At 67.0% G+C, this 12,455-nt stretch carries 10 protein-coding genes; 2 read left to right on the top strand and 8 right to left on the bottom strand.

All coding sequences use genetic code 11. The annotated features are described in order from the left end of the window. Positions 1 to 4 precede the first annotated feature (4 nt). Positions 5 to 832 (top strand): formate dehydrogenase accessory sulfurtransferase FdhD, encoded by an 828-nt coding sequence (fdhD, locus tag AC5V87_RS13830; protein ID WP_495371296.1) that lies wholly within the window; start codon positions 5 to 7, stop codon positions 830 to 832. Further along, the gene (locus AC5V87_RS13825; RefSeq protein WP_495371295.1) at positions 822 to 1,055 is read left to right on the top strand and encodes a formate dehydrogenase subunit delta; all 234 of its coding nucleotides are present in this window, start codon (positions 822 to 824) and stop codon (positions 1,053 to 1,055) included. The genes fdhD and AC5V87_RS13825 overlap by 11 nt, the downstream gene beginning before the upstream one ends. On the opposite strand, the gene AC5V87_RS13820 is transcribed toward AC5V87_RS13825, so the two are convergent. The 8 genes from AC5V87_RS13820 to ccmI form a co-directional block, all read right to left on the bottom strand. Then, the gene (locus AC5V87_RS13820; protein WP_495371294.1) at positions 1,012 to 3,999 is read right to left on the bottom strand and encodes a bifunctional [glutamine synthetase] adenylyltransferase/[glutamine synthetase]-adenylyl-L-tyrosine phosphorylase; all 2,988 of its coding nucleotides are present in this window, start codon (positions 3,997 to 3,999) and stop codon (positions 1,012 to 1,014) included. The two genes, AC5V87_RS13825 and AC5V87_RS13820, sit on opposite strands and share 44 nt — an antisense overlap. Continuing rightward, a complete protein-coding gene (locus AC5V87_RS13815; RefSeq protein ID WP_456839569.1) occupies positions 3,996 to 5,456 on the bottom strand; it encodes a sensor histidine kinase in 1,461 nt (486 codons plus the stop codon). Before AC5V87_RS13815 ends, AC5V87_RS13820 begins: the two co-directional genes overlap by 4 nt. Beyond that, positions 5,440 to 6,120 carry a response regulator transcription factor gene (locus AC5V87_RS13810; RefSeq protein WP_247275851.1) on the bottom strand — a complete coding sequence of 227 codons (681 nt, stop codon included), beginning with the start codon at positions 6,118 to 6,120 and terminating at the stop codon, positions 5,440 to 5,442. The genes AC5V87_RS13815 and AC5V87_RS13810 overlap by 17 nt, the downstream gene beginning before the upstream one ends. Positions 6,121 to 6,392: 272 nt before the next feature. Beyond that, positions 6,393 to 7,970: a Do family serine endopeptidase gene (locus tag AC5V87_RS13805; RefSeq protein ID WP_495371293.1), complete on the bottom strand. Its 1,578-nt coding sequence runs from the start codon at positions 7,968 to 7,970 to the stop codon at positions 6,393 to 6,395. Between the two features lie 244 nt (positions 7,971 to 8,214). Next, positions 8,215 to 8,697: a cytochrome c-type biogenesis protein gene (locus AC5V87_RS13800; protein WP_495371292.1), complete on the bottom strand. Its 483-nt coding sequence runs from the start codon at positions 8,695 to 8,697 to the stop codon at positions 8,215 to 8,217. 5 nt (positions 8,698 to 8,702) lie between these two features. Next, positions 8,703 to 10,685: a heme lyase CcmF/NrfE family subunit gene (locus AC5V87_RS13795; protein WP_495371291.1), complete on the bottom strand. Its 1,983-nt coding sequence runs from the start codon at positions 10,683 to 10,685 to the stop codon at positions 8,703 to 8,705. After that, positions 10,682 to 11,209: a cytochrome c maturation protein CcmE gene (ccmE, locus tag AC5V87_RS13790; protein WP_495371290.1), complete on the bottom strand. Its 528-nt coding sequence runs from the start codon at positions 11,207 to 11,209 to the stop codon at positions 10,682 to 10,684. Before ccmE ends, AC5V87_RS13795 begins: the two co-directional genes overlap by 4 nt. 28 nt (positions 11,210 to 11,237) lie before the next feature. Then, positions 11,238 to 12,365 (bottom strand): c-type cytochrome biogenesis protein CcmI, encoded by a 1,128-nt coding sequence (gene ccmI, locus AC5V87_RS13785; RefSeq protein WP_495371289.1) that lies wholly within the window; start codon positions 12,363 to 12,365, stop codon positions 11,238 to 11,240. Positions 12,366 to 12,455 lie beyond the last annotated feature (90 nt).

The following is a 12,455-nucleotide window of genomic DNA, read 5'->3' as shown; positions in this document are numbered from 1 at the left end:
CCGGATGCACGTGCCGGTGCAGGCCATCGATCGCGAGATCTGGCGCGGCGCGGTCGCGACCGAGGGTGCGCGGCTGATCCCGGAGGAGACGCCGCTGGCGCTGACCTATAATGGCGGCACCTATGCCGTCATGATGGGCACGCCGCAGAACCTCGAGGATTTCGCCGTCGGCTTCAGCCTGGACGAAGGCATCATCAAATCGGTCGACGACATCAAGTCGCTCGATGTGGTTCGCCTCGACGACGGCATCGAGCTGCGCATGTGGCTGGCCTCGGACGACGCCGCACGCATCAGCGAGCGCCGCCGCCACATCGCGGGTGCCACCGGCTGCGGCATCTGCGGCATCGAGTCCATTGCCGAAGCGGTGCGGCCTGCCGGCGTGGTGCCGCAGGGGCAGACCTTCACGCCGGATCAGATCATGGCGGCGATGCAGGCCATCGCGCCGCTGCAATCGATCAATCTGCAAACCCGCGCGGTCCATGCCGCCGCATTTTGGTCTACGACCGGCAACATCGTCGCGCTGCGCGAGGATGTCGGCCGCCACAACGCGCTCGACAAGCTCGCCGGCGCGCTCGCGCGCAGCCGCACCGACGCGGGTTGCGGCATGGTGCTGCTCACCAGCCGCGTCTCGGTCGAGATGGTGCAGAAGACCGCCGCGATCGGCGCGCCGGTGATGGTCGCGGTCTCCGCGCCCACCGCGCTCGCGGTGCGCACCGCGGAGGCCGCCGGCATCACGCTGATCGCCATTGCCCGCCAGGACGGGTTCGAAGTGTTCTCGCATGGCGGCCGGATCGTTGCCTGCCATGCCACGGAGGTTGCCGATGTCGCCTGACCGCCTGATCTACATGGCCAACCAGATCGGCAAGTTCTTCCAGAGCCAGGGCCACGACAAGGCCGTGCCAGGGATTGCCGAGCACATCAGGAAGTTCTGGGATCCCCGGATGAAGCGCGCGATCTTCGCCCATCTCGATGCCGGCGGCGTGGGGCTCGAGCCGAACGTGCGCGAGGCCATCACCGTGCTGAAGCAGACGACGTCCCTCCCAGCAGCGTCCTGAACACGCGCCGCACCTCGCTCTGCGTCTCCTTCACGCGGGCCTCAAGCGCAGAGAAATCCGGCGCATCGCCGGCGCGTGTCATGACGCGCTGAAGATCGGTGCCGGCGGTCTCAGGCTTGAAGCGGTCGCTGACGCAGAGCCGCAGGATCTGCGTCAGATCGTGATAAAGCCGCGCCGCGGCACGCAGGATCTCGGTCTCCGATTGCGAAAGCACGCCGAGCCTGCATGCATTTTCCAGCACCTGCAGGGTGCTGACGTCGAGGATCCCCGGCTTGTCGTGAGCGTGCACGAGCTGGAGATATTGCGCGATGAAGTCGATATCGACCATGCCGCCGGCGGCATATTTGAGATCCCAATGGTCGCTCTCGCCCTTCTCCTGCGCGATGGCATGCCGCATGTCGGCAACGTCGTTGGCGGTGGTGACGGGATCGCGGCGGCGGGTCAGGACATCGCGGATCACGCGCTCGATGCGCTGGCGGAATTCGCTCGACGCCGACACCACGCGCGCGCGCGTCAGCGCCATGTGCTCCCAGGTCCAGGCCTCGTTGACCTGGTAGTCGGCGAACGAGACGAGGCTCGAGGCTACGGGGCCGGCACGCCCGGAGGGGCGCAGCCGCATGTCGATCTCGTAGAGCACGCCGTAATTGGTGCGGGTCGTGAAGGCGCTGATCAGGCGCTGGGTGAAGCGGGCGAAATAATGCGCACCCTGGAGCGATTTCGGCCCGTCCGAGTCCGGCTCGTCGCTGTCGAAATCGTAGAGCAGGATCAGGTCGAGATCGGACGAGGCCGTCATCTCGCGGCTGCCGAGCCGGCCCATCGCGATGATCGCGGTCTCCTGGTCCTTGATGCGGCCGTGCTGGGCGGCGAAACGATCGGCGACGAGACCGTGCACGGTGTGGACGATGCCTTCGGCGACGTCGGCAAAGGCCGTGCTCGCCTGCTGCGCCGACACGGTGCCGGACAGGATACGCGTGCCGATCAGGAACAGACTCTCTTGCCCGAACAAGCGCAGGCGATCGAGGAACTCCTCGTATGAGCCGGCGTCCTGCACGGTCGCCGCGAGCCGTCCCGACAATTCCTGCTTGTCCGGCATTGCGCCGAAGAAGCGCGGATCGATCAGCCCGTCCATGAGCTGCGGCTGCCGCGCCAGCATTTCGCCGAGCCGCGGCGCCGCGCCCAGCACCAGGGCCACCAGCGCGACGAGATCGCGGTTCTGTCCGAGCAGCGTGATCAGCCGGCCGCCGCGCTGAAGCGCCTGGAGAAAATGGTCGAACGCCACGACGGCGCGATCCGGCTCTTCGGCATGGGCGAGACCATCGATCAGGGCCGGCACGAACTCGACGAAGGCGCCTCGCGTCTGATCATTGCGGAACACGCGATAATCGCCGGTGATCCAGTCGCGCACGGTCTGCGCAACCGCGGCAGGCTTCTTGAAGCCCAGCGAGGTCAGATATTGCAGCAGGCGCGGATCCTCGGGACCGGCGCTGTAATCGAGCGCCGGCAGCTTTGCCGTGCCGGTCGGATCGTCGCCCTCGAACAGTTTCTCGTAGTGTCCCTGCACGATCTCGAGCTGGCGCAGCAGGTCGCGCGCAAAGGCTTCGCGATCCGGATAGCCGAAGAAGCGCGCGAAGCGCTCGACCGACTCCTTGTCCTCCGGCAGCGCATGGGTCTGCTCGTCGGCGATCATCTGGAGACGGTGCTCGACCCGTCGCAGGAATTGATACGCCGTACTCAGTTCGTCACGCGCGGCGGACGTGATCCAGTTGCTGGAGGCGAGAATGTCGAGTGCGGCGAGCGTCGGCCGGGCCCGCAATTCAGGATGGCGGCCGCCCGCGATCAGCTGCTGGGTCTGTGCGAAGAACTCGATCTCGCGGATGCCGCCCCGCCCGACCTTGACGTTGTGCCCCTCGACCGCGATCTCGCTCTGGCCGCGATAGGTCTGCATCTGCCGCTTCATGTCGTGCACATCGGCAAGCGCGGCGAAGTCGAGATGCTTGCGCCAGACGAACGGCGCGATCTCGGCGAGCAGCGCCTCGCCCGCCTTGGGATCGCCGGCGCAGGCGCGCGCCTTGATCATCGCGGCGCGCTCCCAGGTGCGCCCTTCCCGCTCGTAGTAATTCAGCGCGGCCTCGCGCGAGATCGCCACCTGGGTCGAGGACGGATCCGGGCGCAGGCGCAGATCGACGCGGAAGACGTAGCCGTCATAGGTGCGCTGCTGGAGGAGGCGCGCCATGCCTTGCGTCAGGCGAACGAAGAACGGCTGCGGCTCGATATCCGGCGCGAGCGTCGTGGCTTCGGGATCGAAGAAGACGATGAGATCGATGTCGCTGGAATAGTTCAGCTCGCCCGCCCCCATCTTGCCCATCGCGAGCACGATCAGGCCGCAGCCCTCTTCAGGGGCTTCCGGATTGGGCGGTGAGAGCTTGCCACGTGCGGCTTCCTGCCGCAGCAGATACTGGAGCGCCGCCTGCACCGAGGAGACCGCGACGTCGGTCAGCGCCGCCGTCACCCGCATCACCGGCCAGACCCCGCCGATGTCGCACAGCGCGGTCAGCAGAGCCGCCTCCGCCTTCATGCGGCGGAGCAGACGCATCACCTCGGCTTCGTCGCCGGCGGCGAGTACCGCGCTCCTCGCCTCCGCGATCAGCGCAGGAAGATGCGCATCCGGATCGCATTCGAGCAGGCGGATCAGGCGCGGCGCATCGGCGCGCACCAGATCGAGCAGATAGGGCGAGAATTCCGCAATGCCGGCCAGGATATCCCGCGCGAAGGGATGGCTCAGCAAGCCCTCGATACGAGCCGATTGTGCCGGCTCAAGTTCCGCCAGCCAGCTCTCAAGACGTCGTTCGTCGGTTGCGGAAGCGGCAATATGGGGAGCCTCCGCGAAGCGGGTCGCGAGGCTCACACCAGTCTTGTCCGCGTTTCCCGGCGCGGAGTGGTTCATGCCACCTTCTGTGGCATATCCGGCAGCGGAGGAGCAACCCTGTCGCCCGCGCCCGTGCGCGTCGGCAGCACCAGCGTGGCGACGAGGCCGGGATTGGCATCGCCCAGCCGCAATTCGCCGCCATGAAGTGTCGCAACCGCGGCAGCCAGGCTAAGGCCCAGGCCTGAGCCCGGCAGCGTGCGGCTGGCTTCGAGCCGCACGAATCGCTCGACGACATGCTTGCGGTCGGCTTCGGGAATACCGGGGCCGCGATCGGTGACGCCGAGCAGCACCTGGTCGCCCTCGCGTTTCGCCTCAATCGTGATCTGCCTTGCGTCCATGCTGACCACGGTTCCCGCCGCCTGCACGGCCGGCTTGCCGTATTTGATCGCGTTCTCGACCAGATTGGCGAGCGCCTGGCTGATCAGTTCGCGGTTGGCATGAATCGGCGTCGGCTCGGCCTTCACCTTCAAGGTCATGCCGTCGTCCTCGGCGAGCGGCTCGTAGAGCTCGTGGATGCCGGCCGCGACTTCGGCCGCGTCGAAGTCATCCATGTTGCCGCGCGCCTGGCCGGACTCGGCGCGCGCGATCATCAGCAGCGCGTTGAAGGTGCGGATCAGCCCGTCGGATTCCTCGATGGTCCGTTCCAGCGCGGCGCGGTAATCGGCCTCGCAGCCCGATTTCGCCAGCGCCTCCTCGGCGCGGTTGCGCATGCGCGTCAGCGGCGTCTTGAGGTCGTGGGCGATGTTGTCGGAGACTTCCTTCAGCCCCGCCATCAGCGCCTCGATCCGCTCCAGCATGGCGTTGAGGTTCTCGGCGAGGCGATCGAGCTCGTCGCCGCTGCGCCCGACCGGCAGACGTCCGCTGAGATCGCCGGTCATGATGCGCTGGGCCGTGCCGGTCATGGCGTCGATGCGGGTGAGCACGCGGCGCGCGACGAAAATGCCGCCGCCAAGGCCCAGCACCACCACGATCAGGACCGACCATTGCGCCGCCTTGGCGACGATGCCGAACAGCCGTCGCCGCTCGGCGAGATCGCGGCCGATCAGGAGCCGGAAGCCGTTTTCGAGTTCGGTGACGCGCACCAGCGCGCGGTGGTCGCGGTCGTCGGCATCCTCGATGCGGCGGTAGGCGGTCTCGGACCAGCCGCGCGTCGCCATCACGCCCGGCGCCAGCGAGCCGACATTGCCGGCGATCGCCTGCCCGGTCGGCGTGGTCACGAGATAGAGGTTGGCGCCCGGCCGCAGCGCCCGGTATTCGATCGTGCGCACGAGGACGAACATGCCGCGACGGCCGTAGATCTCCTCGATCTCCGAGGTCTCGGCATTGACCGTCTGCGTGATCTCCTCGGTGATCAGCCGCCGCGTATTCCAGGCGAAATAGCCGAGCAGCGAGGCCGCGAACATCGCGAACAGCAGCAGATAGACCAGCGTCAGCCGAAACGCCGTGGTGCGGACGAGTTTACCGAATGCCGTCACGGATCATGTATCCGGCGCCGCGGATCGTGTGCAGCAGCGGCCGTTCAAAACCCTTGTCGATCTTGGAGCGCAGCCGCGAGATGTGCACGTCGATCACGTTGGTCTGCGGATCGAAATGATAGTCCCAGACGTTCTCCAGCAGCATGGTGCGCGTCACCACCTGGCCGGCATGCTTCATGAGGTATTCGAGCAGGCGGAATTCGCGCGGCTGGAGCGTCAGCTCGTCCTTGCCGCGGGCGACGCGGTGGGAGAGCCGGTCGAGCTCGAGATCGCCGACGCGATAAAGCGTGTCCTCGGCAGGTCCTCCGCGGCGGCGCGACAGCACCTCGACCCGGGCGAGCAGCTCGGCGAAGGAATACGGTTTTGGCAGATAATCGTCGCCGCCGGCGCGCAGGCCCTTGATGCGGTCGTCGACCTGTCCGAGCGCGGACAGAATCAGCACCGGCGTGGTGTTGCCCTTGTCGCGCAGCGCGCCGATCAGCGACAGGCCGTCGCGCTTGGGCAGCATGCGGTCGACCACCAGCACGTCGTAATCGCCGTTCTCGGCCATGGCGAGGCCTTCCTCGCCGTCGGCGGCGTGATCGGCAATGTGACCGACTTCGCGAAACGCCTTCACGAGGTAGTCGGCGGATTCGCGGTCGTCTTCGATGATGAGGAGGCGCATCGTGCGTTCAGCGGCGGTCAAGGGGGTCAACCTTCTATGAACATGGCGCGAGCGGCAATCGCATGCAAGCCAAGCGAAAGAGACTTGGGTGGGCAAAGGGCGGGCGGTGAAGCTGGGGGGACTTCACCGCCCTAGGCCTTCCGACGGAGGGGGGCGTAATTCCACCGGAAGGTAGGCTGGGGAAGCAATCGTTGCGCTGCTCCCCCGAGGAGCGTCGGCGGCGGGGGCGACTGATGCCGGCGACACCCCTCATCTCGTAGGCCTCCTGGCCCTCAGCCCTTGGCGATGGGCACTGCGACGAAGCGCGACTGGCCGCCGCTCTTCACGCGCATCAGGACGCTGTTCTTGTTGTCGGTCCGCGCCGCGTTGATGGCGTCGCGGACTTCGCCGGCAGTGGCCACGCTCTTGCCGCCGACCTCGAGGATCACGTCGCCTTCCTTGAAGCCGCGTTCGGCCGCGGCGCTCTTCGGGTCGACTTCGGTGACGACGACACCTTCCTTGCCGGCGCCAGCCACGGAATTGGCAGGCGCAACGGTCATGCCGAGCTTGGGCACGTCGGTGCCTTTGGTGGCGCCCTTGCCGCTATCGTTGTCGGTGTCCGCCTTGGCCTCGACCGTGTTCGGCAGCTGGCCGAGGGTGAGGCTGATGACCTTGTCCTGCCCCTTGTGCAGCACGTTGAGCTTCACGGTCGCACCGGGCGCCATGCCGCCGATGGTGCGGGCGAGCTCACGGGCGTCCTTGACGGACTCGCCGTTGACCGCCGTGATGACGTCGCCGGATTCGATCCCGGCCTTCGCCGCCGGACCGTTCGCCTGCGGCTCGGCCACCAGCGCGCCTTCGGCCTTCTTCATGCCGAGGCTGTCGGCGATGTCCGACGTCACCGGCTGGATCTGCACACCGATCCAGCCGCGGCTGACCGAGCCCTTGTCCTTGAGCTGGGCCACCACGCTCTTCACGGTGTTGGCGGGAATCGAGAAGGCGATGCCGACGCTGCCGCCGGAGGGCGAATAGATCGCTGTGTTGACGCCCATCACCTCGCCCTCGGTGTTGAAGGCCGGACCGCCGGAATTGCCCTTGTTCACGGGCGCGTCGATCTGGATGAAATCGTCATACGGACCGTTGCCGATGTCACGGCCGCTGGCCGAGACGATGCCGGCGGTCACGGTGCCGCCGAGGCCGAAGGGATTGCCGACCGCGAGCACCCAGTCGCCGATCCGCGGCTTGCCGTCGGCAAGCTTGGCGAACGGGAAGTTGGTGCCGCCCTCGACCTTGATCAAGGCGAGGTCGGTGCGCTGGTCGGTGCCGATCACCTTGGCGGTATAGGTCTTGCCCTCATCGGTGGTGACCTCGACCTTGTCGGCGCCATCGACGACGTGGTTGTTGGTCACGGCATAGCCATCAGCCGAGATGAAGAAACCGGAGCCTTGGCCCTGCACGACGCGGCCGCGGCCGCCTTTCAGGCCCGGGAAGCCATCCGGACCGCCGAAGCGGCGGAAGAAGCGCTCCATCGGCGAGCCCGGCTGGAACGGCGACTGTGCGTCGTCGCCATCATCGTTGCTCGCAGTTTTCTCCTTGATGTTGACCTTCACGGAAATCACCGACGGCTTCACGCGCTCGACGATGTCGGCGAAACCGACCGGACGCTCGACCTTGCGAACCTCGTTGTTGACCTGCGCATGGGCCGGGCTGGAGAACAGGTCGGCCGGCGACACCGACGGGCTGAAGCCGTAAACGGCAGCGCCGAGCCCGGCGGCGACCGAGGCCATCAGCGCAATCTTGCGCGCGGAAAACACCGACCGGCGCGGCTGCCGGTAGGACGGGAGGTTCGAGAGGTCGATACGGTCGGTCATGCAGATATCTCCAGGGCCTTGAAATCCATCTGGTGCCGGATATGGGCACCTTTACGGATCTGAAGATGGGGACTTCCGCCTTACCGCGCGCTGGCGGCCGGGTTAAACTTTTGTAATGGAGGCGCGCTGCCGATGCGGCAGTTTAACGCAGGCCAAAAGTCGTGGTTCTTTAGGAACTTAACCGAAGTTCCCGGATCGGCCGACAGCGCGCTTTTTCACCGTTTTCAGCTCGCCCGAACGCTGGTCAGGACGGTTTCGCGTCGTCCGACATCAACGCCGCGAGACGCGCTTCTTCCTCAGGCGTGAGCGGCGGAGCTGGTAGATCCGCACCGCTTTTCGCGCGCCGGCGGATTTGCAGCCATAGCGCCAGGCCGCCGCCGATCAGCAGCAGCGGCGCGAGCAGCCAGAGCAGCATGGTGTGCCGCTCGAAGCGCGGCTTGAGCAGCACGAATTCGCCGTAGCGCGCCACCAGGAAATCGAGCACCTGCGAATTGCTGTCACCGGCCGCGATGCGCTCGCGCACCAGCAGGCGCAGGTCGCGCGCGAGCGGCGCGTCGGAATCGTCGATCGACTGGTTCTGGCAGACCATGCAGCGCAGCTCGCGCGACAAGTCGCGCGCGCGGGTCTCCTTCGCGGGGTCCGACATGATCTCGTCGGGCTGCACGGCGTGCGCCGCCGGCCCAGCCAGCAGCATCAAGGCAACGAACGCAGCCATCATCCGGCGCATCAAGATCACTCCGCGGGCTGGAGGCGCTGCCTGGCCCGCGCCGGTTTCGGCACGCCAACCCGCAAGCGGCGGTCGGACAGCGACAGCACGCCGCCGAACGCCATCAGCACCGGTCCCCACCAGATCAGCAGCACCAGCGGCTTGTGATAGATGCGGACCGCGATCGCGCCGTCGGCGGTGGCGTCCCCGAGCGAGACGTACAGCTGGCTCGCGCCGCGGGTCAGCAGCGCCGCCTCGGTCGTCGAGGAGCCGCGCGTGGTAAAGCTGCGCTTCGACGGCGTCATCACGCTGATCGCCTCACCATCACGGCTGACGTTGAACTCGGCGATCATCTCGTGGTAGTTCGGACCCTGCCGCGAAAACAGGCCGTCGAGCTTGAGGTCGTAGCCGGCGACGTGGGCGACGTCGTTCTGCTTCATGGTCGCGATATATTCGCTGTTCCAGGTGGTCTCGCAGACGATGCCGATCAGCGCGACACCGAGGCCGGCATGCGCGAAGGCCGTGCCCCAGGCCGAGCGCGGCAGCCCGCGGGCACGGTGGATGGCCGTCGCGAACGGCAACCGCACGAGGCCCGTGCGCTCGACGATGTCGGTGACGGCGCCGGCGATGACGAAGATGCCGAGCCCGATCGCGAGCGGCGCCAGCGTCGCACCGCCGCTCGCCCAGCCCCAGGCGATGGCCACCGCGACCAGGCCGGCTACACCGGCCGCGAGCAGGCGCTGCGTCACGCCGAGCAGGTCGCCACGCTTCCACGCCAGCATCGGGCCGCACGGCACTGCGAGCAGCAGCAGCGCGAACAGCGGGACGAAGGTGAGATTGTAGAAGGGCGCGCCGACCGACATCTTGAAATCGGCCAGCACTTCCATCGCCAGCGGATAGAGCGTGCCGAACAGCACGACCGCGCAGGCCACGGTGAGCAGCAGATTGTTCAGCACCAGCGCGCCTTCGCGCGAGATCGGCGCGAACAGGCCGCCCTGCTTCAGCGAGGTCGCCCGGCCGGCGAACAGCGACAGGCTGCCGCCGATGAACATGCAGAGGATCAGCAGGATGAACACGCCGCGGGTCGGATCGGTCGCGAACGCGTGCACCGAAGTGATGACGCCCGAGCGCACCAGGAAGGTGCCGAGCAACGACAGCGAGAAGGTCAGGATCGAAAGCAGGATGGTCCAGACCTTCAGCGCGTTGCGCTTCTCCATCACCAGCGCCGAATGCAGCAGCGCAGTGCCGGCGAGCCACGGCATCAGCGAGGCGTTCTCGACCGGATCCCAGAACCACCAGCCGCCCCAGCCGAGCTCGTAATAGGCCCAGTAGGAGCCCATCGCGATGCCGAGCGTCAGGAAGATCCAGGCGACCAGCGTCCACGGCCGCACCCAGCGTGCCCAGGCCGCGTCGATCCGTCCCTCCATCAGCGCCGCGATGGCGAAGGAGAACGAGATCGAGAAGCCGACATAGCCGAGATAGAGCATCGGCGGATGCACGGCGAGACCGACGTCCTGGAGCACCGGGTTGAGATCGCGCCCCTCGATCGGCGGATTGACGATGCGCAGGAACGGGTTCGAGGTCATCAGGATGAAGAGATAGAAGGCGCTGGCGATCCAGGCCTGCACCGCCAGCACATGCGCACGCAGCGACAGCGGCAGATTGTTGCCGAAGGCCGCGACGAGACCGCCGAACAGCGCCAGGATCGAGACCCACAGCAGCATCGAGCCTTCATGGTTTCCCCACACGCCGGTGATCTTGTAGATCAGCGGCTTCATGGAGTGAGAATTCTCGTAGACATTCGCGACGGAGAAATCCGAGTTCACATGCAACGTCACCAACGCAATGAACGATGCGCCAACGAACAGCAGCTGCGCCAGCGCGGTGGAGCGCGCTACGTTCATCAGCGCGGCATCGCGCAGGCGCGCGCCGATCAGCGGCACGATGGACTGGATCAGCGCGAGGCCAAGCGCCAGCACCAGCGCGTAATGTCCTGATTCCGCGATCACCGCACCGCTCCTTGCGGGTTGCCCTGCGCCGTCGTCGCCGCAGGCTTGCCGCTACCGGAGGCCTTGACGTTTTCAGAAGGCTTGGCGCCATAATCATCCTTCCAGTGGCCCTGCTTCTTCAGGGCATCGGCGACGTCCTTGGGCATGTAGGTCTCGTCATGCTTGGCGAGCACGGTGTCGGCCTTGAACACGCCGTTGCCATCGAGCGCGCCTTCGGCGACGACGCCCTGCCCTTCGCGGAACAAGTCGGGGAGGATGCCCTTGTAGGCGACGGGCAGCTTGGCATTGCCGTCGGCGACCTCGAAGGTCACCGCAAGATTGTCGCCGCGCTGAAGCGAGCCGGGCTGCACCAGGCCGCCGAGGCGAAACCGCTTGCCCGGTGCGACGTGCTTCTCGGCGACCACGGTCGGGGTCGAGAAGAACACAATGGAGTCGCGCAGTGCATTGAGCACCAGCGCGGCCGCGAGCGCGAGCACGGCGAGCGAGCCGCCGATAATGGTCATGCGTCGCTGCTTGCGGGTCATGGCGTGTCCGTTCTCCGTCCCAATATCGTCATCCGTCGAGCCCGAGCGTCTTGAGGCCCTCGTTGAGCTGGCGCAGCCGCTCGGCGTCATTGGCGACGGCCTGGCGGGCGTCGGTCGAGGCGCCCTTCGCCTTGTCGCGGTCACCCATCACGAGATAGGCCCGCACCAGGCGCAGCCAACCCTCGACGTCGTCGCCGTTCTGCTTGAGGCGCGTGGCGAGACGCTCGACCATGCCGCGGATCATCGCGTTGCGATCACCCTCGTTGATGTCCTTTGACGCGGCAATCGTCTCGTCCGACAGCGCGGGCATCGTGCCCCCGCCGCCGACCCGCGCCAGCGAGGACTGCACCAGCGGACGCCACGGCGCATCGGCCGGCGCCTTCGCCAGCAGTGCGCGCCAGATGTTGGCGGCATCGTCCTTGCGGCCGTCCTGCTCGGCGGCAAGGCCGAGGAAATAGTTCGCCTTGGGATCGTCGGCGTTGAGCGCATGCGCGCGTTCGAACTCGCTCTTCGCCTCGGCGGTTACAACGCCGCTCGCGGCCGCCGCGATCGCTTCGCCGAGATCCGACCGCCGCTCCGCACTCTCGCCGTTGTAGGCGAGCGAGTTGCGATAGGCGCGGACCGCATCGTCGAAACGGCCGAGACGTTCCAGCACCGGTGCGAGCACGTTCCAGCCGCGCCCGTCCGTTGGATTCTTTTCCAGATGTTGCTCGACCTGCAAGACGAGGTTCTCGAGCGACTGAGCCATGCCGGTGCCCGCCCCGCGCTCCCGCTGCGCGAGCGGAAAGTCGCGCAGCAGGGGCGAGCCGAGCGGCATGTAGACGCCGATCGCAACCAGCGGCAGGCCGACCAGCGCCAGCACCGCCGCCGCGCGGCGCCATTTGAGGTTCGGTTTCGGCTCCAATGCGGGCTCGCTGGCGGCCGCAGCGAGCAGCCGGCGGCTGATCTCGACGCGCGCGGCTTCGGCTTCGGGCGCAGCGACCAACCCTGCAGCGAGATCGCGCTCGATCTCGGCCAACTGGTCCTTGTAAACCGCGACCTCGCTGCCCTGGGCTTGGCTATTCTGATCCTGCGCGCGTCCGCTGCGGCCGAGCGGCAGGAGCACGGCGAAAATCGCCGCGACCGTCATCAGCGCGAACACGAACCATAGCGTCATCAGGCAAGCTTCCGGCAGCGCGCCACCCGCGCCCATAGCTGGCTTTACACCACGGCCGGACGATGCGGCAATTGACAATTGTCAATTCGG

It is taken from the genome of Bradyrhizobium sp. SOJA106 (assembly GCF_059448745.1).
Note: the sequence above shows the minus strand (reverse complement) of the source record. Positions and strands in the feature narration are given on the sequence as shown.

What these genes read in the sequence shown, in the direction of transcription:
- fdhD (WP_495371296.1), top strand. Translation starts at nt 5, where the DNA reads ATGCACGTGCCGGTGCAGGCCATCGATCGCGAGATCTGGCGCGGCGCG.
- AC5V87_RS13825 (WP_495371295.1), top strand. Translation starts at nt 822, where the DNA reads ATGTCGCCTGACCGCCTGATCTACATGGCCAACCAGATCGGCAAGTTC.
- AC5V87_RS13820 (WP_495371294.1), bottom strand. Translation starts at nt 3,999, where the DNA reads ATGAACCACTCCGCGCCGGGAAACGCGGACAAGACTGGTGTGAGCCTC.
- AC5V87_RS13810 (WP_247275851.1), bottom strand. Translation starts at nt 6,120, where the DNA reads ATGCGCCTCCTCATCATCGAAGACGACCGCGAATCCGCCGACTACCTC.
- AC5V87_RS13805 (WP_495371293.1), bottom strand. Translation starts at nt 7,970, where the DNA reads ATGACCGACCGTATCGACCTCTCGAACCTCCCGTCCTACCGGCAGCCG.
- AC5V87_RS13800 (WP_495371292.1), bottom strand. Translation starts at nt 8,697, where the DNA reads ATGCGCCGGATGATGGCTGCGTTCGTTGCCTTGATGCTGCTGGCTGGG.
- ccmE (WP_495371290.1), bottom strand. Translation starts at nt 11,209, where the DNA reads ATGACCCGCAAGCAGCGACGCATGACCATTATCGGCGGCTCGCTCGCC.
- ccmI (WP_495371289.1), bottom strand. Translation starts at nt 12,365, where the DNA reads ATGACGCTATGGTTCGTGTTCGCGCTGATGACGGTCGCGGCGATTTTC.